This is a genomic window from Roseivirga sp. 4D4, assembly GCF_001747095.1.
Taxonomy (GTDB): Bacteria; Bacteroidota; Bacteroidia; order Cytophagales; family Cyclobacteriaceae; genus Roseivirga.
Window position 1 is genome coordinate 4,549,347 of sequence record NZ_MDGP01000001.1, and the last position, 26,758, is coordinate 4,576,104.

General features: G+C 45.6%; 1 protein-coding gene and 1 pseudogene. Both read right to left on the bottom strand.

Going from position 1 to position 26,758, the window contains the following annotated elements:
- Positions 1-7: 7 nt before the first annotated feature.
- Positions 8-26,611 carry a gliding motility-associated C-terminal domain-containing protein gene (locus BFP97_RS20680; protein WP_221406621.1) on the bottom strand — a complete coding sequence of 8,868 codons (26,604 nt, stop codon included), beginning with the start codon at positions 26,609-26,611 and terminating at the stop codon, positions 8-10.
- A gap of 9 nt (positions 26,612-26,620) precedes the next feature.
- Positions 26,621-26,755 (bottom strand): annotated as a pseudogene (locus BFP97_RS20965) (hypothetical protein); the annotation flags it as partial.
- Positions 26,756-26,758 lie beyond the last annotated feature (3 nt).

Here is a 26,758-nt window from a genome sequence, read left to right on the forward strand (position 1 = left end):
GTATCTATTATCGTTTGATCACTATAAATCCACTCAATGGTTTCGAACCATCCCTCAAATCAATTACATAGAAGTAGGTACCATCAGGTAATCGCTCACCTTCTTTGTTAACGAACAGCCCTACAATCGCATCACCATTCCATGCTCTTGTAGTATTGTTATAACCTTCGGTCTCCCAAACTTTATTACCCCATCGGTTGAAGACTTGTACATTGTTATTCGGGAATTTATCGATACCCTCAATAAACCATGTCTCATCTCCCATGCCATCATTATTCGGTGAAATACCCTGACCTGGGATTACATCCGAATTCTCAAGCACTGTAATGGTCACCACTGCCGTGTCACATTTGACGGGTATACCATCATCACAAACCTGATAGGTAAAGGTAACCACACCGAAGAAATCTGGTGTTGGCGTGTAAGTGTATGATCCATCAGGATTGAAGACCAAAGTACCTCTTTCTGACGCTGAACCACCATTTACAAGTGAGTAGGTCAATTGGTCACCATCTGCTTCGGTATCATTGAAAATAACCGTTCCGTTAGTCAATGAGGTGTTTTGTAGCATGGTTACATCGTCATCTTCAGCAATTGGTGGGTTGTTAAAGGTGAGCTCAACCGTACTCACATTATTGGTTTCGTCTGGATCTACCTCCGTTCCAATTACTGAAACAGAATTGGTATGCTCACCATCATCCAGCACATTGGCCACTATGACTAGTGTCTCTGTCTGATCAAGTACCAGAATACCGATGTTCCAGGTGCCTGCTACTTCATCATAAGTACCAGTCGTTGTCGTAGCACTAACAAATTCATAACCTGATGGCAGTTGTTCGTTGACCACGACATTGGTTCCAGGATTAGGCCCAGCATTGTTCACCACGATGGTAAAGATTACCTGACCACCACTTTCTGGATCATCATCATTGATTGATTTCATCACTGAAAGATCGGCCCTTGGTAATGTGATACGCTTAGAAGCAGTGTTGTTCGATAGGTCTGGATCGAATTGATCAGCTCCTATAATGGACACCTCGTTCAAGTATTCACCCGCTCTGTTGACGGTTACTGTAATACCCAAGGTTGCAGTTTCATCTACACCCAGTGTTGGAATACTCCAAATATTGGTATTAGTATCATAGGTACCTGCACCTGCTGCAATACTCACCACAGTGTATCCATCAGGAACCTCTTCCAGCACTTCAATATTCGTTGCCGGACTCGGTCCGTTGTTACCCACCGTCACGAAGAACGTGATGGTCTCATTCAACTCAGGACGTGCATTGCTCACGGATTTTTCGATTTGCAGGTCTGAGATATCCGGTAGGATCTTCGCAAATGCCTCGTCATTGGCCGTGTTCAGATCGGTTTGGTCGATGTTCTCAATGCTTGCAATGTTGAGGTAATTACCCGTTGGCAATACTTCCGCTCGAACTGATAGTGTTGCTACCTGATTCAACCTGAGGGTATCAACTCGCCAGATACCAGAATTTGGATTGTAGTTACCGATGGCAGTGAATCCAATGAATCGATAGCCATCAGGCAATAGGTCATTGACCACGATACCAGAGGCAGTCTCAGGTCCCGCATTCGTCATCACTACAGTAAACCTCACAATGTCACCAATAATAGGGTTAGCATTGTCAACCGTTTTGGTCAACCCAACATCGGCCTGCTTAATGCTTGTGAAGGCAGACGATAGATCGTTATTCGGATTTACATCGAATTGATCTACTGCAATCAGGCGAGCGGTATTCGTATAGCTTCCCGATCCGTTGACCGTAGCTCTAACCAGTAGGAATGCGCTGCTACCTTCGATCAATTGATCGATTTGCCATTCACCCGTTACTGGGTCGTAGCTACCAATACTTGCGAAGCCATCCACGAAGGTGTAACCTGATGGTAGTAGATCGGAGATCACAATACCTGAGGCTCCATCCTGTCCTACGTTTCTTACCAGTATACTGAAGTTCACTTCGTCTCCGATGTTCGCCTCGTCATTGTCGATCGTTTTAGTGACGGCAATGTCTACAGTAGGAGGGTTCACCTCAGCTTCACTGGAATCGTTATCGGCATTGCTGTCTTTCTGATCCAAACTGCTAATGGTAGCCGTGTTGTCATAATCACCCTCTTCAAGCACCTTGGCTGTAATGACCAAGTTGAGCGTTTGTCCGTTGTTAATACCATCAAGTATCCAAGCCGATTGACCTGCGTCATAACTACCTGCATCAGCGGCTACACTTACTAGTTCATAACCAGACGGTATTTGCTCTGTCACCACTACATTTGTCGCATTATCCGGTCCGTTATTGGTTAGAGCAACAGTAAAGACTACCTGCTCTCCAATATTCGGTATGGATGTGTCCACAGTTTTAGTGATACCCAAATCAGCAGCTCTTGGCGAGATACTGGCAGTAGAACTATTATTTGCTGTATTCGAGTCGAACTCATCGACATCATTTACTCGAACTGTATTTGAGAAGCTTCCTTCGGCCTTGGTTTGAACTTTCACTTTTAAGGTTGCCTGCTCGTTAAGGATCATTGAATTCAATGTCCAAAGCCCCGTTCCAGCATCGTAATCACCTTTGCTCGCTTCGGTTCCGATCAGGATAAATCCACTCGGAATAATTTCCGAAATCTGGATGTTATTGGCCTGATCTGGTCCATTGTTGGTCAAGGTGACAGTGAAGTTCACTTCTTCACCAATATCCGCTCTGGTGATATCCGATGTCTTGGTCAATGCCAGGTCAGCAGTTGGGAATACCACTTCAGCTGACGCTTCATCATTGCTCGTATCAGGGTCTACTTGATCACTATTCGTGATCGAAACGGTATTGGTCAAATCTCCGGTCGATAATACTTCACCCTGAACGGTCAAGGTCACCGTATCATTTGCCGCTAGGGTTCCGATGGTCCAAACACCTGTTGAAGGAACGTAAGTACCACTTCCAGCAGTAGAGCTCTCTAATTCATAACCACTCGGCAGTAGGTCTTGTACTTCCAGACTAGTAGCTGCATCTGGTCCTGCATTGAACACCTTAACAGTAAAGACAACACTCTCACCTACATTGGCCGTGGCGTCACTCACTACTTTGCTAACACCTACATCCGCTGTCTGAACTACCACACTTTGCTGAGAACTGTTGTTCGTCTCGTCTGTATCGAATTGATCCGCAGCTGTGATTGTCGCAATGTTGGTATGGTCACCTGTAGGTTGTGCTTCCGTAATGAAGTTAATCACTGCACTTCCACCATTGGCGAGGTCTCCAACTTCCCAAATACCAGTGGCTGCACTATAGCTTCCCTGGCTTGTGGTTGTACTCGTCACCACGAAACCGTTTGGTACATTATCAGTCACCTCTACATTAGTTGCAGGAGATGGGCCATTGTTGGTCACTGTCACAGTGAAGACTACCTGCTCATTGATAATTGGTGTCGGCTGGTTCACAATCTTCACAATCTGAAGATCTGATTTAAGTGCTGTTACACCTGCGCTGGCCGAGTTATTTGAGTCGTCTGGATCGTCTTGGTCAGCCGCAGTAACTGAAGCTGTATTGGTAAACTCACCTGATTCAAGTACAGTAGCTGTTATGGATAGGACAGCATCCTCGCCATTAGCAATTGAACCAACCGTCCACACACCGGTACTACCATTGTAAGCTCCATGCGAAGCACTTGCGCTTACCAGTGTATAACCAGAAGGAAGCTTATCAAGAGCGGTGACGTTAGTCGCAGCGTCTGGACCAGCATTTGAAAGAGTCACTGTAAAGATGACGTTTTCACCCACATTAGCATCGCTATTACTCACTGCTTTCGCCATGCTGAGATCAGCATTTTGTGCTACGATGCTGGCACTTGCCGTATTGTCTCCCAAGTTCGGATCGAACTGATCTGAATTGGTGATTTGAGCAGTATTTGTAAAGTTGCCAACCGCAAGAACTGTTGCTGTGATCGTCAATGTTTCAGAGTCACCATTTGGTAATGTTCCAATATCCCAAAGTCCACTTGAGCTGTTGTAGCTTCCTTTGCTCGTAGAGCTAGACACTAGGGTATAACCGCTAGGCAGTACATCAGTCACCTCAACATTGGTTGCATTGGCAGGGTCTGGACCGTTATTGGTCACAAGCACTGTAAATGTTACTACATCACCTACATTCGGATTATTAGCATTCACCGCCTTGGAGATACTCAAGTCTGACTGAGGTGGCACTACTTCAATCGAAGCCGTATTGTTTGTTTTGTCGTCATCCACCTGATCAGAATTGACAACGGCAGCGACATTGTTGTAGTCACCAAGTGACAATACAGTTCCCGTAACAGTCAGAGTGGTAGAGGCTCCATTGGCCAATGCACCTATAGTCCATACTCCTGATGTGCTGTTATATGTTCCAGAAGCAGCAGACTCGCTTACCAATGTGAACCCACTTGGCAACAGATCATTCACTACTAGGCTTGATGCAGCATCAGGTCCAGCATTACTAACTGTCACGGTGAATGTCACATTCTCACCTACATTCGCTACCGCATTGTCTACAGTTTTAGCTACGCTAATATCGGCACGCTGGATGGTTACAGGTCTGTCGGCACTGTTATTGGTTTGATCGGTATCAAACTGATCAAGGTCTGTAATGGTTGCCGTATTATCATGCTCACCAGTTTCGCTTGTTCTGACACGCAGTGTCAATACTGCATTGCCTCCGCTCACAAGGTTTCCTACCGTAAAGATTCCAGTATCTCTATCGAAGGATGTACCAGGCGTCACGTTGTTGCTGATTAATGTATATCCATTAGGCAATATGTCTTCAACGACAACACCTGTTGCTCTGGCCGGACCGTTATTACTCACCGTGATGGTAAAGACAATCTCCTCATTGATAATTGGTGTATCGTTGTCCACTACTTTCGTAATCACAAGGTCTACCAACTGAGGTGGTGCCGAAGCTGAAGAGCTGTTGTTCGTGCTGGTAGGATCCAATTGATCCACAGCATTCACTGAAGCTGTATTATCGTAATCACCAATATTGAGCACTTCGGCTTTCACCACTAAGCTTTCACTTCCGCCACCACTTAGTGTTCCGATGTTCCAGATACCTGTCGTGCTGTTGTAAGTTCCTTTGCTAGGATCGGCACTTACGAAAGCATATCCGCTAGGCAATAGGTCTAGAATGTCAAGGTTAGTCGCACCATTTGGACCTGCATTAGATACATTAATGGTGAAGTTGACATTGTCTCCCACATTTGGTTCAGCATCGTCTACAGTTTTCACTACAGCGATATCGGCACCTTGAAGCGTGACTCCTGCGGAAGCACTGTTGTTGTTACTGTTCGGATCGAACTGATCTCCATCTTTAGTCTCAACAGTCGCAGTGAAGTTCCCAGAACTATTTACCGTGGCAATCAAAGTGATTACTTCTAGTGAACCATTACCCAAGTCACCCACAATCCAATCACCTGTAACAGGATCGTATGTTCCTTTGCTTGGCGCAGCACTCACAAATGTGAACCCGCTTGGCAATAGACCTTCTAGTGAAATTCCAGTTCCATCATCCGGACCGTTATTCTGAACGGTGAATGTAAAGGTTACCTGATCTCCAGCATTTGGATTGTTATCATCAACAGAGGCCATCACCTCAAGATCCACTAGTGGAGGAGTAACATTCGCATCTGACTGGTTATTAGCTTCATCTGGATCGAATTGATCAAGAGAAGTGACAGCTGCCATGTTGGTGTACTCACCATCACCCTTAACTGTAGCGGTGACTACGAGTGTAGCTTGTGCACCGTCAGCCAAAGTACCGATGTTCCAGATACCAGTAGTGTTTGCGAACGTTCCTGCACTAGGAACGGCACTCACCAGTTGATAGCCATTTGGAAGTTGATCTGTAATGATAAGCCCAGAGGCTTCATCAGGCCCATCGTTGCTCACAGTAATGGTGAACTCTACGTTTTCACCCACGTTCGCAAATGGATTGTTGACAGCTTTTGCCACATTAATGTCTGCAGAGGCTACATCAGAACCTGCTGAAGCATTATTATTCGTTAGGTCTGGATCGAATTGATCCGCAAAGTCGATAGAAACATTGTTCACCAAGTTCTCATTCGAAATTACTGTAGCTCTGATATTGAGTACCGCATTGGCAGATGCCACTAGGTTACCAATATTCCAAAGTCCTGTCACTTCATCATAAGTACCGACACTTGAAGAACTATTGACTAGCGTATAACCTGCTGGCAATACATCTGAAGCTTGTACGCTAGTAGCTGCATCTGGACCATTGTTAGTCACAGTTACTGTAAAGAAGACATCATCACCCACTTTAGGGTTCGAAATATCTACCACCTTCGCGACACTCAGGTCAACGATTTGTGGATCGACTACGACACTGCTAATGTTTGATGTGATATCCGCATCTACCTGATCTAGCGTAGCGATAGTCGCTACATTGGTGTAGTTACCAGTTGATCTTACAGTCGCCTTGATATCCAAGGTTACGATACCATCCACAGGGATAGATCCAATGTTCCAGATACCCGTAGTGCCATTGTAGCTTCCAGTTCCCGTAGTTCCTTCCACAAAGAAGAAGCCGTTAGGAATTGCATCGCTTACCGTCACACCAGTTGCAGGGTCAGGTCCGTCATTTCTCACTTGAATGCTGAATGTGATTTCATCACCAACATTTGGCTCATCATCATTGACCGTCTTAGTGATAATCAAGTCAGAAGTTTGAAGCCCTACACTTACCGAAGCAAGGTTGTTACCCACGTTAGGATCGAATTGATCAGCATCTGTTACTTCAGCGACATTGGTGAAGATACCCGTCAACTTCACAGTTGCATTGATGGTAAGTGTTGCAGAAGCATCTTTTGCCAATGCTCCAACTTGCCATAGTCCTGTAGTAGCGTCATAAGTACCCTGGCTCACAGCAGGTGTACCCACCAGGTCATAACCGTTTGGTAATTTATCTTCTACCTCAATACCAGAACCACTTGCGTTGTCAGGTCCTATGTTAGTAACCGTTACGGTGAAGACCACTGGATCACCATCGTTGGCATTCGCATTGTCTACCGTCTTAGCAATAGCAATGTCAACTTTCGGTGATGTTACCGTAGCCGAAGCGCTATCGTTAGTTCCATTATTATCCACCTGATCTACCGCAGAGACTGTCGCAACATTCTCGAACTCGCCATTGAGTAGGACTCTGGCTTGAACGTTGAAGGTTACGCTGGCTCCGTTGTTGATTGTTCCAATGATCCACTCTCCAGAGTTCTCATTGTATACACCATTGCCATTAGTATTGGTGCTGATCACCGTGTATCCAGAAGGCACTTGGTCGAGAACTCTGACACCTGTAGCAGCATCAGGACCATTATTTGTCACTGTAACTGTGAAGTTTACAAAGTCTCCAACATTGGCTGTTGGGTCATCTACCGTTTTAGTCACACTTAAGTCAGATTGTTGCAGTGTGATGGTTTGAGATGCTTCATCATTTGTAGCATTCTCATCCAGCTGATCCACTTCAATGACCTTAGCGATGTTATTGTATGCCGATGAGCTCGTCACTGTTGCTACTACATTCAAGGTGGCTGTTCCTGCATTCGCAACATTACCGATTCCCCAGATTCCCGTAGTGGCGTTATAGCCTCCTTGACTTACCGAACTACTGATGATTTCATATCCTGCAGGGACTAAGTCATCCACTACAACATTAGTAGCCTCGTCAGGGCCACTGTTAGTTACTGTAACCGTGAAGGTCACACGATCTCCAATATTTGGATTGTCGTTGTCGATCGTTTTGGTAATTCCGACATCTGCTTTTTGCAATGTGATCGACTGACTACCACTGTTGTTTGTAGCGTCAGGATCGAATTGGTTTGAAGCTGTGATCGAGGCTATGTTTTCAAAGTTTCCACTAGTATTTACTCTAGCGCTCATTACCAGAACAGCACTACTTCCATCGCCTAGAGTACCCAGACTCCAAATCTGTGTTGCCGGATCGTAAGTTCCTTGAGAAGCGAAAGCATTCTGCAAGCTGTAACCACTTGGCAATTGATCGGTAATTTGTACATCAGAAGCTGCATCAGGCCCAATGTTGAATGCAGTGACCAAGAAGGTGATGATATCACCTGGGTTAGGATTGGCATTGTCCACAGTTTTACTCACCGTAACATCAGCACGCTGAGGTCTTGGTGTTGAACTCGCTTCGTTATTCGTCAAGTCCGGATCGAACTGATCTACATTGAGGAGTGAAGCAGTGTTTTTGTACGTTCCATCAGATTTCACTCGTGCAGTGATCTGTAAGGTTGCCGAAGCACCATTGACAAGGTCACCGACAGTCCAAACACTATTCGTGTTGTTGAATCCACCTTGACTCGCATTCGCCAATAAGAAGGTATAACCATTTGGAAGTTCGTCTTCTAGAGTAATTCCTGTGGCAGCATCAGGTCCGTTGTTAGTCACGGTCACTGTGAATACCACATTCTCGCCTACGTTAGGCCCACCATTGTCGACAGATTTCTCAACTAGAATATCAGTCTGAGTAGGGAAGATTGTTACGTCAGCCGCATCATTAGCTTCTACTTCATCATGTTCGATGAGGTCAGTCACCAATGAGTTATTATCATAAGATCCATCGGCCAAGACCTTCGCTGTAATGGTTATGGTTTCGGTGTCACCATTCGGAATATTACCGATTGCCCAGAGGCCATTACTAGCTGTGTAAGCACCCTGAGTAGGATTATCAGATACAAACTCTAAACCGTCAGGTAGGAGATAAGTGATCTCTACGTTGGTCGCATTATCAGGACCATTGTTTACCACCGTTACAGTGATTTCAACTTCATCTCCAACATTCGGACGAGAGATGTTTACTTCTTTCAGAAGCCCAATATCTGCTCTCGGTGCATTTACAAATGTCGTTGCTGTATTGTTCGATTCATCAGGATCATTTTGATCAATCTCACTGATGACTGCCGTGTTACCATAATCACCCGTTGCCAATACAATGCCTACAACATCTAATGTAGCCGAGCTCGTAGAAGCAATAGTGCCTACCGTCCACTCACCTGTAGTGCTATTGTACGTTCCTTGAGAAACTGTAGCATTCACAAACGCATAGCCACTAGGTAAACGATCTTCCAATTCGATATTGGTAGCAGCATCAGGACCATTGTTCGCAATGGTTACAGTAAAGACTACGCTTTCGCCAACATTGGCGGCTCCATTATCGACCACTTTCGTAACCACAAGGTCAGATTCCTGAACAGTAGCGCCTTGGCTCACACTGTTATTGGATTGATCTGGATCGTACTGATCTGCATCGTTAATGCTGGCAACATTGAGGTGAGAACCAGTCGCAAGAACTGTTGCTCTCAATGTCAATACCGCACTTGAACTGTTGACCAAAGTGCCCACTGTCCAGATGCCTGTTATAGCATCGTATGTTCCAGTGCTGGTAGTAAATGCCGCGAAGTTGTATCCACTCGGCAGTCGATCACTCACCTCCACATTCGTAGCTGCATCCGGACCATTATTGGTCACCGTAATGGTGTATACCACTTGCTCACCCGGAATAGGGGTAGTGTTGTCGATCACCTTGGTAATACTAAGGTCCGCTTGTTGCGCATCCACTTCCACAGTTTCTGTATTATTCAATGGTTGTGGATCGTCTTGATCACTGTTTGTGATTGTTGCTGTATTGTTATAGTTACCAGTAGCTCTTGCTTTGGCAACAATGCTTAAGGTTGCTGTCGCAGCATTGTTGATCACACCAGGATTCCAAATACCTGTGGTAGCATTATAGCTACCGAATGCTGTTGTAGCACTCACGAAGTCGTATCCGCTAGCGAGTACATCTGTTACTTCAACATTTGTTGCTGCATCTGGTCCGTTGTTGGTCACTGAAACTGTGAAAGTGATATCCTCTCCAACATTCGGTGTTGCATTAGAAACGGTCTTGGTGATTCCCAAATCAGCAGACTGAGCAACAATACTTGCACTGGCCGTATTGTTACCAGCATTCGGATCAAATTCTGTTGCAGCAGTAATGCTGGCAGTATTGGTAAAGTCACCAGCCGCACCAACCGTAGCTGTCATAGTCAGTGTGGCACTTGCGTCTTTGGCAAGCGATCCAACATCCCATAGGCCTGAAGTGCTGTTGTAAGTTCCAACACTTGGAGTAGCAGTACCTAAGGTATAGCCTGAAGGCAATTGGTCAGTCACCTGAATACCTGTGGCATCAGAGGTACTTGGTCCATTATTCGTCAAAGTCACGGTGAACGTAATCACATCTCCCACATTAGGATCGGTAGCACTCACTGTTTTCACCAATTCGAGATCAGCCCTCGGTGGATTCACTGTTGCCGTAGCCTGATCATTTGAGTCATCTGGATCGTTTTGATCTAGCGCACTTACAGCGGCTGTATTCGCGTAGTCACCTGAAGCTTTCACGGTTGCCACCACTGTCAATGTTGCGGTAGCTGTACTGTTTAATGAACCTACAGTCCAAAGCCCTGAACCACGGTTATATGATCCTTTTGTGCTAATGGCACTGATCAGGTCATAACCTGAAGGAATCAAGTCTTCGATCACCAAACCAGTAGCTTGATTTGGTCCAGCGTTCGTTGCAACAATCGAGAAGGTCACTTGATCGCCAACATTGGCAACGGCATTGCTGACAGTTTTCGCAAGACTAATGTCAGAGGTTTGCAGGGTAACTGAAGCACTCGCACTGTTATCCGTATTGTCCGTATCAAATACGTCTGAGGCAGTCACCGTAGCGGTATTTGTGAAGATACCTGCTGATTGTACTGTAGCTCTGATGGTCAGTGTAGCAGAAGCGTTGCTACCTAAACTAGGTAGTGTCCAAAGTCCAGTACTGCTCACATATGCTCCAACAGAAGCAGTGCTGCTTACCAGTGTATATCCATCAGGCAACTGATCTGTCACCTCTATATTGGTTGCATCATTTGGCCCTTCGTTTAGAAGCGTTACAGTGAAGATCACATCCTCGCCTGGAACTGGAGATGCATTGTCAACCGCTTTGCTAATATTCAGGTCAGCAAACTGAGTTGTTACATTAACAGTCGCATCATTATTGTCCGTGTCAGGGTCGTCCTGATCAGCAGCAGTAATGGTCGCTGTATTGTTGTAGTCACCCGTGGATTTTGCTTTAGCGATCAGGTCAATTGTCGCTGTTGTTCCATTCGTAATCGATCCAACCGTCCATAGTCCAGTAGCATTGTTGTAGCTACCGAAGGAAGTATTGGCTGCCACAAAGTCGTAACCAGAAGGCAGTTGATCTGTTACTACAACACCCGTTGCCGCATCAGGGCCAAGGTTGTTCACACTTATGGTGAAGGTCACATTATCGTCCACGTTTGGCGTAGCATCACTCACCGTTTTGGTGATGGCCAAGTCTGCAGATTGTGCAACAATACTTGCGCTTGCTGTATTGTCTCCTTCATTTGGATCGAAGACGTCAGAAGCAGTTACACTTGCTGTATTAGTGAATTCACCATTCTCTCTGACAGTCGCTCGAATTGTCAGTACAACAACCTCGTCCTTATCTAGGTTGCCTACCGTCCAAATGCCATTTACATTATTGTAGCTAGTACCTGGAGTAGTGGTAGCATTCGTTAAAGCATATCCCGATGGTAATTTATCCGTCACCTCGATACCTGTTGCGGTAGCAGTACTTGGTCCGTTGTTGGTCAAGGTCACCGTGAAGGTCACTTGATCACCTACGTTTGGATTATTCGAGTCGACCACTTTCGTCAAGTTGAGATCGGCTCGAGGAGGATTGACAGTGCTTGAAACAGAATCATCCGTATTATCCGGATCGACTTGATCCAGACTGCTGACAGATGCTGTATTCGTATAGTCACCTGTTGCCAGTACGGTTGCCGTCACTTGCAGTGTAACCACACCTGCATTAGGAAGCGTACCGATTTGCCAGTTGCCTGTCGCATTGGTGAAGGTTCCTTGGTTAGAAGTGGCACTCACGAAGCTATAACCTGAAGGTAATCGATCGCTTACCGATAAGCCTGTCGCTGTATTCGGACCGTTGTTTGTCACCGTCACAGTGAAGGTTACATTTTCTCCTACGTTAGCCGAAGCATTGCTAACTGTCTTCGTAATGCTGATATCAGAGGTCTGAACGGTCACGCTTGTCGAAGCTTGATTGTCCGTGTTGTCGACATCAAACTGATCCGAAGCAGTAACCGAAGCAGTATTAGTGTAATCGCCAGAAGCCTGAACTGTAGCTCTGATGGTTAGCACAGCACTACCTGAGCTTCCAATGCTACTAATGTTCCACTTACCAGTTGAACTCGTGTACGTGCCGATCGATGCATTGCTGCTAACAAGGGCATAACCGCTTGGTAGTAAATCTGTGATTTCAACGTTGGTCGCACTATTAGGTCCCTGATTCGCAATAGTAACGGTAAAGATTACATCGTCACCTGGTACTGGAGTGGCATTGTCGACAGTTTTTGTCACGCTTAGGTCTGCGAATTGTGCAGTTACCTGAACTGTCGCTTCATTGTTCGCATCTTCGGGATCATCTTGATCAACTGCCGTGATGGTTGCAGTATTGTCATAGTTCACCGTTTCCGTCACTTTAGCGATAATCGATAGGGTCGCAGTTTGCGCATTCGCTATCGAGCCCAGTGTCCAAAGCCCAGTACTTTCGGCATATGCACCGAAGTTGGTGGAAGCAGAGACAAATTCGTAACCACTTGGCAATTGATCCGTCACCTGAACGCCAGTTGCAGGGTCAGGACCTAAGTTGCTTAGGTTGATGGTGAAGGTTACGTTTTGCCCTACGTTCGGCATGGCGTTGCTAACTGCTTTAGTGATCTCTAAGTCTGAAGCTTGGGCCAGAATACTGACGCTAGCCGTATTGTCTCCTGAATTCGGATCGAATACATCGCTGGCCGAAATTCTTGCCGTATTGGTGAAGTCTCCTGTTTCATTTACAGTTGCTGTCATGGTCAAGGTTGCGTTGGCAGCATTGGCCAATGTACCTAAAGTCCAAATACCCGAATTACGATCATAAGTACCTTGACTTGCCGTAGGTGTAACAAGCGTGTAGCCTGAAGGCACTAGGTCTGTTACTTCAATGCCTGTCGCACTAGAAGTGCTCGGCCCGTTGTTGGTAACAGTCACTGTAAACGTGATCAGGTCACCCACATTTGGATTTGTATTGTCCACAGTTTTCGTGATTGCCAAATCTGCACGTGGAGGAGTTACCGTTGCGGTAGCAGCATCATTCGTACTCGTTGGATCGATTTGATCCAAGCTGTTGACTGAAGTACTATTGGCATAATCTCCACTTGAGAGTACAGATGCGCTCATGGTTAGCGTAACAGTTCCGGCATTCGCTAACTGACCGATGGTCCAGATACCAGTTGCCGATACATAGCTTCCAGCACTTGGGTTCGCAGAGATCAGGTTATAACCAGATGGCAGTTGATCGATGATCGATAGACCTGTTGCTCTGTCCGTTCCATTGTTGGTCACCGTTACTGTGAAAGTGACAGTTTCACCCACATTGGCCGTATTATCATCAACCGTTTTGGTCACTGCAATATCAGAAGACTGAAGTGTTACTGCACTACTGGCCGTGTTATTCGAATTGTCATTGTCAAATTGATCAACAGCAGTGATAGTAGCGGTATTGGTAAAGTCTCCAGCAGACTGAACAGTAGTTCTGATGGTCAAAGTAGCTGTTGCGCTATTGGCAAGACTACTGATTGTCCAAGAACCTGTGCCTGAAGTGTAAGTGCCTTGCGAAGCCACTGCACTCACTATAGCGAATCCGCTTGGAATCTGATCTGTTACGGTGATTCCAGTGGCAGCATCAGGTCCATTATTCGTCAGGTTAATAGTGAAAATCACATCATCACCTGGTACTGGATTAGCATTATCAACCGCTTTAGTCACGCTGAGATCAGCAATCATAGGATCAAGTGTCACAGAAGCACTGTTATTCGTGTTGTCTGTATCGTTCTGATCGACAGCTGTAATCGTGGCTGTGTTCACAAAGCTACCAGTTGATAAAGTTGTTGCTTTTACTTCAAGTGTCGCTACACCTGCATTGTTCAGGCTTGCAAACGACCAGAGGCCAGTTGCGTTGTTGTACGTTCCTCTAGAAGGAGTCGCGCTCACAAATGTAAATCCTGAAGGAAGCTGATCCGTGATCGTAACATTCGAAGCAGGGTCAGGTCCAGCATTGTTTACTGTGATGGTAAAGGTTACTTCATCACCGACATTTGGTACTAGGTCGCTTGCAGATTTAGAGATGCTTAAGTCAGCATTCTGAATACCAGAAGATACGCTAGCCGTATTGTTGCTCGTCTCTGGATCGAATTCATTGACACTTGTAATGGTTGCCGTATTTGTTCTATCTCCTGTAGCATTGACTGTCGCTAAGATTTCTAAAGTAGCCACATTGCCATTAGTAAGACTTCCAACTGTCCAAATACCCGTTCCAGCCACATAAGATCCTTGGCTTTCTGTTGCATTCACAAGCGTGAATCCACTTGGCAATTGATCGGTAAGTACAATATTAGTTGCTTGATCTGGACCGTCATTGGTTACCGTAACAGTGAACATCACATTATCACCTACGTTCGGACTGGCATCATCAATCACTTTCGTGACAACAAGGTCAGCATTCGGAGGTGTGACAGTAGCAGTAGCTGAGTCGTTGGTATTGTCCGTATCATTTTGGTCGACACGCTGTACAGCAGCCACATTGTCGTAGACACCGGTTGATTGAACGGTGGCTACGATCGTGATTGTGGCACTACTAGAATTGTTTAAAGTTCCTAATGTCCATACACCGCTAGTTGCGTTATATGTGCCTTGGCTTGCCGTTGCGCTCACAAAAGCAAAGCCTGTCGGTAGTTTGTCGACAATCTCTACATTGGTAGCTGCATCAGGACCTGCATTAGAGGCAGTGACGGTAAATGTCACGTTTTCACCCACATTGGCGATGTTATTACTTACGATTTTAGTTACGCTGATATCTGCCTCTTGAACAGTTACAGTTGCTGTTGCGCTATCGTTGCTTGCATCAGTATCGAAAGTTGAGTTTCGAGTGATCGAAGCAGTGTTCAGGTAATCACCACTAGCATTTACAGTCGCTCTGATGATCAAGGTCTGAGTTGTGCCATTGCCGATCGTTCCGATATTCCAAATACCTGTAGTATTGTCATAAGTACCTTTCGTTCTGGTGGCGTTTACGAAGGTGTAACCGCTTGGCAATACATCCGTGATCTGTACTTCTCTCGCACTATTCGGACCAGCATTTGAAGCTGTGACGGTAAAGTCAATAGACTCTCCTGGAACAGGCGTAGTGTTACTGACCACCTTAGTCACTGAAACATCAGATAGGAGAGCCGTAATTGTTGTGCTCGCTTGATCGTTCGTATTGTCAAGGTCGGTTTGGTTCGAAGAAACTACCGAAATCGTATTCGTATAGTTTCCAGTACTAAGTACTTTGCCTACTACCGTTAGGTTGGCAGTCGATCCGTTTGGAAGTGCCCCAATGTTCCAAGTACCGGTAGTCTCATTGTAAGTACCGAAGTCTTGGTTAGCAGAAACGAATGTGAATCCGTCAGGCAATATGTTATTCGCTATTACACCGGTAGCAGCATCAGGTCCATTGTTGGTTAGAGTGACTGTAAAAGTCACTTCTTCACCTACATCCTGAGTAGTTACATCTGGTGTAATCGTAACGGCAAGGTCGATCGCTTGAGAGTTCGTGCTAACTGTAGCCGTATTATTACCCTTGTCTGGATCGAACTGATCAGATGCCGTGATGCTTGCAATGTTGGTCAAGTCACCTGTTGCATTTACGGTCGCAGTGATCGTCAACGTAGCATTTGCTCCATTTGCGACTGTGCCAACGGTCCATAGACCCGTTGAATTGTCATAAGCACCCGAAGTGGTATTTGCACTCACGAAAGTATAGCCGTCAGGCAATGCATCAGTTATCACAACATTCGTTGCGTCAGCAGTACTTGACGCTTCACTTTGTACCGTTAAGGTGAAAGTAACTTCCTCACCTACGGTAGGAGTGGTCTTATCCACAGTTTTCGTTATCGATAGATCCGCAACAGGAGGAGTGACAGTTGCCGAAGCATTGTCATCCGTATTGTCAGGGTCGATTTGATCAAGTTCATTCACTGAAGCAGTGTTTACATTGTCATCAACAGATGCCACGGTAGCTGTAATTGTCAAGGTAGCAGTCGCTCCACTCGCCAGTGTACCGATGGTCCAGATGTCAGTTGCGTTGCTGAAGCTTCCATTAGCTGTGCTGCTAGAAACGAAAGTATATCCTGCAGGAAGGTCATCTCTGATTTCAAGGTTAGTTGCGGCATCAGGTCCAGCATTGCTTGCCGTTACAGTGAATACTACATTTTCACCAACATTAGCCGAAGCATTGTCTACCACTTTAGTAATGCTGATGTCTGATGACTGTACCGTTACGCTTCTAGATGCTGTGTTGTCGGTTGTGTCATTATCGAATTGATCAGAAGCGGTAACCGAAGCCGTGTTCGCATAATCACCTGTCGCGAGTACCTTCGCTCTGATGGTCAATGAGGCACTTCCACCATTGGCTAAAGTTCCAACGGTCCAAACACCAGTGTTTGATACATAAGCCCCTTGTGAAGTAGAGAAGCTCACCAAAGTATAACCACTAGGTAGTTGATCGGTGATTGCTACGTTGGTAGCATTTCCAGTTCCTTGATTCAGTGCTGTTACTGTAAAGATCACATCATCACCCGGGATTGGAGTTGCGTTGTCAACAGTTTTAGTCAGGTTGATATCTGCAACTTGTGGTACCACATTTACGGTAGCAGAATCATTAGTATTGTCACCATCGGCTTGATCGATAGAGGTCAAAGATGCAGTGTTATTATAAACACCAGTTGACTTCACTGTAGCCATAATTTCAAGAGAAACGGATGTATTAGCAGGTATAGTACCCACTGTCCAAATGCCTGTTCCACTGTTGAAACTTCCATTTACAGTTGTAGAACCAACCACATCATATCCTGTAGGGATGGCATCAGTGATTGTCACTCCTGTGGCATTATCACTTCCAGTGTGGGTAGCAGTGATCGTAAACTTGATTTGATCTCCGATTTGAGGAGCGGCATTGTCCACTACCTTGGCTATCGCGATATCAGCATCTTGTTTCAAGGTCGATGCACTTGAAGTGTTGTTTGCTGTATCAGGATCGAATTGATCTGCAGCCGTTACAGTTGCAGTATTTTCAAAGTTTCCTGTGGCATTAACAGTAGCGGTAATGGCCAGCGTAGCAATTGAGTTGCTCGCCAAATTACCAATGGTCCAAACCCCAGTTCCAGCAACGTAAGTACCCTGACTTGGTGTATTACCAGTGATGGTATATCCATCAGGTAGTTGGTCTGTGATGACAACACCTGTAGCATCTTCGGAACCGTCATTATTCGTAGCTGTAATCACAAATGTGATTTCATCGCCCGTGTTAACGCGTACTTGGTCAACAGTCTTAGCAACGCTGATGTCTACTCTTGGAGGCGTTACAGTTTCAGTATCCTGATCATTTGTGCTGTTATCATCCACTTGATCAACGCTACTTAGCGAAGCAGTATTACCGTAATCACCCGAAGCATTGACAGTAGCTACTACGGTTAACGTTGTAGAACCGCCATTCGCTAGGTTGCCCACTGTCCAAACACCCGTAGTCGCATTGTACGATCCAGCAGCTGGGGACTGACTCACTAATGTGTAGCCAGAAGGGAGGAGGTTGTCGATCACAAGGTTAGTTGCATCATCTCCGCCATTGTTATTCACCGTAACAGTGAATGTTACGTTTTCTCCAACATTAGCAGAAGCATTGTCTACCGCAACAGTTACTGCGATATCTGATTCCTGCAATGTCAATCCTTGACTAGCGCTATTATTGCTATTGTCAGGATCGAATTGATCGGCACTGTTGATGTTGGCCACATTGGTGAAGTTGCCAGTGGTTTGAACCGTTCCAGTCAATGTCAATACAGCACTAGAGCTGTTTACAAGGTTGCCGACTGTCCAAATGCCAGTATTAGCATCGTATGTTCCAGTGCTAGCCGTGAAGCTGGCAAAAGCTATACCCGATGGAAGTCGATCGCTCACTTCAACCGAAGTAGCAGCATCAGGACCATCGTTGGTCACGGTGATGGTATAGACTACTGTAGCACCCGGAATCGGGTTATTGTCATTAAGCATCTTAGTGATACTCAAATCAGCAATCTGAGCATCTACATTAGCTGTGCTCGAATTGTTGCTTGTTGTAGGATCATCCTGATCCGAAGCTGAAATCGAAGCAGTATTGTTGTACGTACCTGTTGGCAATACTTTCGCTCTGATGGTCAACACTGGAGATTGTGCAGTAGTAACATTACCCACCCTCCAAAGTCCAGTTGTCGCACTGTAGTTACCGAATGCTGTATTAGAACTCACAAACTGATATCCGTTAGGTAGGATATCGGTAATGGCAACATTGGTAGCTAAATCAGGGCCAGCATTCGACAATGTCAAAGTAAAGGTGACCTCTTCATCTACATTAGGTGTTGCGTTGTTAACAACTTTCGTAAGCGCTAAATCAGCAGACTGGGTTACGATAGTAGCGGTCGAAGTATTGTTGCCGCTATTTGGATCGAATTGATCTGCTTTAGTTACAGAGGCCGTATTGGCAAAGTTTCCGGTAGAAAGGACGGTAGCCGTGATCACTAATGTCGCGTTGGCATCTTTTGCCAAGCTTCCTACATTCCAAAGTCCAGTTCCATTGTTATAAGTACCGACACTAGGAGTGGCTGAGCTGAAGGTATATCCAGAAGGCAATACATCTACTACTTCGATACCCGTGGCCGAACCTGCTGTAGGTCCATTGTTGGTAAGCGTCATTGTGAAAGTGATGAGGTCACCCACATTCGGACTGCTATTACTCACTGTTTTCACTAACTCAAGATCCATTACCGGAGCAGTTACTGTTTCCGAAGCAGAGTCGTCTGTATTGTCAGGATCTTGCTGATCAAGCGTCTTTACAGAAGCAGTATTTGTAAAGTCACCCGTAGAAAGTACCGTTGCCGTAATGGTCAATGTAGCCGAAGCTGCGTTGTTCAATGTTCCGATTGTCCAAACTCCAGCACCATTGCTGTAGGTTCCGGTCGAAGCGGTTGCACTGAGGAAGGCATAACCAGAAGGTAAAGCTTCATTGATACTAAGGTTAGTCGCATTGTCAGCACCTGTGTTAGTGACAGTTACCGTAAATGTTACATTTTCGCCCACATTGGCAGTTGCATTGTCCACCGTTTTGGTAATGGCGATATCAGAAGTTTCCAAAGTAACCAATGCAGTATCTGAGTTGTCAGTTGTATCTCCATCGAATTGATCAGAAGCAGTAACTGTGGCTGTATTGGTATAATTTCCTGTGGCCAGGACAGTTGCTCTGAGCGTCAAAGTGGTTGTCGCGCCATTCGCTATTGTTCCAACAGTCCAAAGTCCAGTTGAAGACACATAACTACCCTGAGAAGCTACTGCACTAACCAATGTATATCCGCTAGGAAGAAGGTCAGTTACTTGAACTCCTGTTGCTGCGGCAGTTCCTTCATTCAGCACATTGACTGTGAAGATGACATCATCTCCTGCATTCGGAGTCGCATTATCTACTGACTTAGTAACATTGAGATCAGCTACCATAGGAACTACAGTGATAGTACTTGAATCATCAGTAGCATCAGGGTCATTCTGATCTAGTGAAGTGACTGATGCAGTGTTCGCATAGCTTCCCGTGGATAGCACTGTAGCAGTAACACGTAAAGTGGCTGTTCCGGCATCGTTCAGTGTACCGATACTCCAAACGCCTGTTCCTGAAACATAAGAACCTCTATCTACGGTATGACTTGCATAAGTAAACCCACTTGGCAATAGATCGGTAACGATTAGGTTGTCAGCAGGATCTGGTCCCGAGTTGTTCACCACTACGGTAAAGACTACCGACTCACCAATATTAGGAGTGAGGTTGTCTACAGATTTGGCAACAGAGATATCAGAACTCTCGATGAATGCTGCTGCGGTCGCTGTATTGTTTGCCGTGTTTGTATCGAATTCATTGACCGCAGAAACTGTCGCTGTATTAGTCAATGCTCCAGCAGCATTCAATGTGGCTACAATCTCAAGAGATTTAGCAACACCGTTGGCAAGACTACCCACGGTCCAGATTCCCGTTCCACTGTCATAAGTACCTTGATCGGCAGTCGCACTAACGAAGGTGTAACCCGCTGGTAGTTGATCTGTGATTGTAATTCCAGAAGCGCCATCAGGGCCATTATTTTCAAGAAGTACCGTGAATGTCACTTGATCACCCACGTTTGCTCCGATAGGAGTCACTGATTTAGTCAGTGCGAGGTCAATGTTAGCAGGGTCTACTGTTTGAGAAGCGCTGTCATTCGTAGAAGTGCCATCAAATTGATCAAGCGATTGAACACTAGCAGTATTGTTATAAGTACCTGTTGATAGCACTGTAGCAACAATATCTAGAGTGGCATTATTGCCATTGTTAATCGTTCCTGCAGCCCAAACGCCTGTTCCAGAAGTATAAGTTCCCTGGCTTGGCGTAGCACTCACGAAGGTATATCCTGAAGGAAGTTGATCGAGGATATTCACGTTGGTCGCATTGCTTGGTCCAGCATTACTTACTGTTATGGTGAAGGTGGCATTTTGGCCCACATTCGTAGTTGCATTGTCAACAACTTTCGTAACACTCAAATCTGACTGCTGCATGGTTACAGACTCAGATGCAGTATTGTTAGCTGCATTGGTATCGAACGTATTGTTTCTGGTAATGGTAGCTGTATTGGTGTAAGTACCAGCCGTATTAACTGTGGCTCTAATCACTAAAGTCTGACTAGCAGCTGCTGCGATATTTCCTACATCCCAAAGCCCTGAAAGATTGGAATATGTACCGGCAGTGATAGTTGGCGTACTGACAAATGTGTATCCAGAAGGAAGTACGTCAGTAATTTGAACACCATTAGCTGTTGCAGTACCGTTGTTCGTTGCTACAATCGTAAACTCAACAGTTCCACCTGGAAGTGGCGTACTATTGTCTACTACTTTCGTGATACCCACCTCTGAAAGAAGAGGAGCAGAAGTAGCATTGTCTGAATCATTTGTGCCATTCGAATCTGTTTGGTCCGCAGACGTCACCGAGGCTGTATTGGTATAAACGCCAGTGGCATTTATAGTAGTTCTTAGCGTTAGTGTCGCAGTTTCAGCATTAGCTAAACTTCCGACAGTCCAAACTCCTGTTCCAGATACATAAGTACCGTGAGATGCTGTGCTCGATACAAGGGTATATCCTGAAGGCAATAGATCGTTCGCCACAACATTCGTTGCAAGGTCAGGTCCATTGTTCAATAGCGATACGGTAAATACTACACTTTCACCTACATCCTGAGTGGCATTGTCCACCGTCTTGGTCATTTGCAAGTCAATGGATTGAACCGTAGGACTAGCTGATGCGGTGTTGTTTCCTCCGTTCGGATCGAACTGATCGGAGGCTGTGATACTGGCTACGTTAGTGTAGTCGGCTACTGCGGTTACTGTAGCATTGATGGTCAAAGTGACTGAACCACCATTGGTGATTGTACCAATATCCCAAACTCCCGTACCCGAAGTATAGGTACCCTGACTTGGAGTTGCGCTCACAAAGGTATATCCAGCAGGAAGCAGGTCAGTAACTGTTACGTTCGTTGCATCGGCAGTACTAGCAGCACCACTTGTAACGGTTACAGTAAAGACCACAGGATCAGTAGGAGTGGTGGTCACAGTATTGACCGTTTTAGTAATACCCAATTCTGCAATTGGTGGAGTTACTGTTGCGCTAGCCGAGTCATCAGTGCCATCAGGATCAAGTTGATCTAGTGATTGTACAGAAGCTGTATTTGTGTTGTCGTCAACATTGACCACAGTCGCTGTGATATCTAAAGTAGCATTTGCACCATTGCTCAATGAACCCAGAGTCCATAGTCCGGTGGCATTACTGTAGCTACCAGTAGCAGTGTTACTAGATACAAAGGTGTATCCTGAAGGAAGCTGGTCTTTGATGACAACATTGGTCGCATCATTTGGACCTTGGTTAGTCGCTGTGATAGTAAACACTACGTTTTGACCCACATTAGCTGTCGCGTTATCGACAGACTTTGCAAGGTTGATGTCAGCGTTTTGAACAGTCACTGATTGGCTGGCACTGTTGTCCGTTCCATCGCTGTCAAACTGATCTGAAGCAGTAACGGTAGCCGTGTTGTTATAGTCACCACTCGACTTAACAGTTGCTCGAAGTGTCAGTGATGCACTCGCACCATTGGCTAAAGTACCTACTGTCCAAATACCTGTATCAGACAAGTAACTACCCTGAGAAGTAGAAGCACTTACAAAAGTATATCCACTTGGCAGCTGATCGGTGATGCTTACGTTGGTGGCTTGTCCGCTACCTTGATTCAATACAGTTACAGTGAAGATCACATCTGCTCCTGGGATAGGAGAGGCATTATCTACCGTTTTGGTCATATTCAGATCAGCAAATTGTGTTACAACAACCGCTGTCGCAGAATCATTACCGGCATTGCTATCGGCTTGATCGATTGTTGTTAGCGTAGCTGTATTATTATAAGTTCCAGTAGAAAGTACTGTCGCAGTAATAGTCAATGTTACTGAAGAGTTGACCTCAATCGATCCAACAGTCCAAACACCAGTTCCGCTATTATAGCTTCCTGTTAAGGTACTTGCACTTACGAAAGTGTAGCCTGCTGGCAATGCATCCGTGATTGTCACGCCAGTAGCAGCATCATCTCCTGTATGCGTTGCCGTAATGGTGAAAGTCACTTGATCACCCACCTGAGGTGCTGCATCATTCACGGTTTTGGCTATGGCAATATCTGCCGATTGCTTAGTAGTCGAAGCAGTTGCAGTGTCGTTGCTTGTATTCGTATCGAACTGATCAACTGCGGTAACAGAAGCTGTGTTGGTGAAGTCTCCTGCACCATTTACGGTTGCCGTAATGGCCAGTGTAGCGGTAGTGTTTTTGGCAAGACTACCGACTGTCCAAACACCTGTACCAGATACATAAGCACCTTGACTTGGCGTATCACCAGTGTAGGTGTATCCCGAAGGTAAAAGATCCGTCACTGTGATTCCCGTGGCGTCTGTAGTAGTGCTGTTGTTTTTCACAGTTAAGGTGAAGGTGATCGCATCTCCAGTATTCACTCTTTCTCTATCGACCACTTTCGCCATGCTGATATCCGCTCGTGGAGGAGTTACCGTGCTAGTCGCCTGGTCGTTGGTTGAAGTATTGTCTTGCTGATCGAGGCTTCCAACGGATGCTGTGTTTCCATAGTCACCAGTAGCCAGAACAGTTCCTACTACGGTCAATGTTGCATTGGCCCCGTTACTGACAGTGCCCACGGTCCAAACGCCAGTTCCTGATACATAAGTACCCTGACTTGCCACATGGCTTACGAAGGTATAGCCAGAAGGAAGAAGGTCATTGACCACAAGATTGGTGGCGTCATCTGGCCCTGCATTCGATGCAGTAATTGTGAATGTTACGTTGCTGCCAACATTAGCTGCTGCATTGTCAACCACTTTCGTGATGGCAATGTCAGATTGTTGTAGAGTGTAAGTCTGGCTTGCACTGTTGTTAGAATTGTCTGTGTCGAACTGATCGGCACTGTCAATATTGGCAACATTTGTCGTGGTTCCAGTTGTTAGTACTGTTCCTGTTAGCGTTAGTACTGCCGAGGAACTATTCGCTAGGCTTCCAACTGTCCAAACTCCCGTATTCGAATCGTATGTTCCAGCACTTTCAGTGGAAGAAACAAATGTCAATCCTGAAGGAAGGCGATCACTTACCAGAACATTGGTCGCATCGTTTGGTCCATTGTTAGTAACCGTAACGGTATACGTTATCTGAGCACCCGGAATAGGTGTGCTATTATTCTGAAGCTTAGTGATACTTAAGTCTGCTTTTTGAGCCGTTACCGCTGTAGTGGAGGTGTTATTTCCACTTGTTGGATCATCCTGATCAGAACCGGTAATGGATGCAGTATTATCATAAGTTCCTGTTGCAAGGACCTTCGCCACAATGGTCAATACTGGAGCCTGTGTAGTAGAAACAGTTCCAATATCCCAAAGACCAGTTGATGCTGAATAAGTACCAAATGTTGTGTTAGAAGACACAAAGGTATATCCGCTTGGCAATAGATCTGTTACAGCTACATTGGTCGCCACATCAGGGCCAGCATTACCCATGGTCAACGTGAAAGTGATATCGTCACCGACATTTGGAGTTGCATTACTCACTGCTTTGGTCAATGATAGGTCTGAAGACAAGGCGACAATGCTTGAGGTAGCTGTATTGTTACCTGCATCCGGATCGAATTGATCGGCACCAGTAATCGTAGCCGTATTGGTGAAGTCACCAGCGGCAAGTACTGTTGCAGTGATGGTTAATGTTTCGGTCGCGTCTTTGGCGATCGTTCCGACTGTCCATATTCCAGTACCGGAGGCATAAGTTCCTGCACTAGGAGTAGCAGTGCCTAAAGTATATCCTGAAGGTAAAAGGTCAGTTACCTGAACTCCCGTAGCAGAAGAAGTACTCGGTCCATTGTTGGTTAAGCTTACTGTAAACGTAATTACATCTCCCACATTAGGATTCGCATTGTCTACCACTTTTATCAATTCAAGATCAGCTCTTGGAGGGTTAACAGCTGTGGTAGCCGAGTCATCAGAGTTATCTGGATCTAGTTGATCTAGGGTAGTTACAGAAGCAGTGTTTCCATAGTCACCAGTTGATAGTACTGTAGCGGTAATGGTAAGGGTAGCAGTAGCGGCATTGTTCAATGCTCCGATATTCCAAACCCCTGAACCACTGTTGTAAGTACCCGTAGAAACAGTTGAGCTCACGAAAGTATATCCACTTGGCAGTTGGTCAGTAATGCTAAGTCCAGTTGCATTGTCAGAACCTGTATTTGAGGCAGTGACAGTGAAGACTACATTTTCACCCACATTGGCAGTAGGATTATCTACTGTTTTGGTGATGTTGATGTCAGAAGTTTGCAGTGTAACTGTAGCACTTGCTGCATTATCTGTACCATCAGTATCAAAGACATCAGAAGCCGAAACAGTAGCTGTATTGGTAAAGATTCCAGAAGACTGCACAGTAGCTACTATGCTCAATACAGCAGAAGAAGTACTGTTTAGCGTACCCACTGTCCATATGCCAGTAGAGGCAGTGTAAGTACCCGCAGTAGGCGTAGCAGATACTAAAGTGTATCCATCAGGCAGTTGATCAGTAATTTCAATGCCTGTAGCCGCATCAGGGCCTTGGTTCAATACAGTAACCGTGAATACTACATTACTACCAGGGGTAGGTGTAGGGTTATCCACCGACTTAGTTACGTTAAGGTCAGCAAACTGAGCAGCGACCGTTTCAGTACTGCTGTTATTTCCTGCATCAGGATCGGTCTGATCAGCAGCAGTAATAGAAGCTGTATTATCATAAGTACCCGTAGCCTTCACCTTAGCGACAATGGATAGGGTAGCAGTACCCGCATTGGCTACAGATCCTACAGACCAGAGGCCATTGGTGTTGTTGTAGCTACCAAAAGCAGTAGTAGCCGACACAAAGTCATATCCTGAAGGCAATACATCAGTTACCTGAACACCAGTAGCCGCATCAGGACCAGCATTGCTTACCGAGATGGTGAAAGTGACATTGTCATCCACATTCGGAGTATCGTCACTAGCTACTTTGGTAATAGATAGATCAGCAGACTGAGCTACAATACTAGCCGAAGCAGTATTATCACCCGAGTTAGGATCATACACATCGTTACCGGTAACAGTAGCTGTATTGGTGAAGTCACCAGCAGCAAGTACAGTAGCGGTAATGGTTAAAGTAGCAGTCGCATCTTTAGCTAGTGTACCAACAGCCCAAACCCCTGTTCCAGCAGTATAAGTACCCTGACTAGGTGTAGCCGTTCCGAAAGTATATCCAGTAGGTATTTGATCTGTTACCTCAATGCCTGTAGCATCAGCCACATCAGGACCATTGTTGGTCAATGTTACAGTAAATGTGATTACATCACCCACATTAGGAGAAGTAGAACTTACTGTTTTATCAAGACTAAGGTCAGCTCTAGGCGCATCTACTGTGGCAGTAGCTGTATCATTACCACTCACACCATCCACCTGATCTAAGCTGTTAACACTAGCGGTGTTGTCAAAAACACCATTGGCAAGTACAGTAGCCACAACCTCAAGTGTTACTACTCCATCTTTAGGAAGTGTTCCAATGGCCCAGATACCTGTACCACTAGTGAAAGTACCTTGGGTAGAAGTAGAAGACACAAAAGTATATCCACTAGGCAGTTGATCTAATACCTGAAGGTTAGTAGCAGCGTCACCACCATTGTTAGTAGCGGTCACTGTGAAGGTCACGTTTTCACCCACATTGGCAGTAGCATTACTCACCACTTTAGTCAGTGCAATGTCAGCTTGTTGAAGCGTCACTGAAGTACTAGCCGTATTGTCAGCCGTATCAGTATCAAACTGATCAGAAGCAGTGATAGTAGCAGTATTGGTAAAGTCACCAGTTGCCAGTACGGTTGCTCTGATAGAAAGTACTGCAGAAGCAGAGTTACCAATAGTACCCACAGT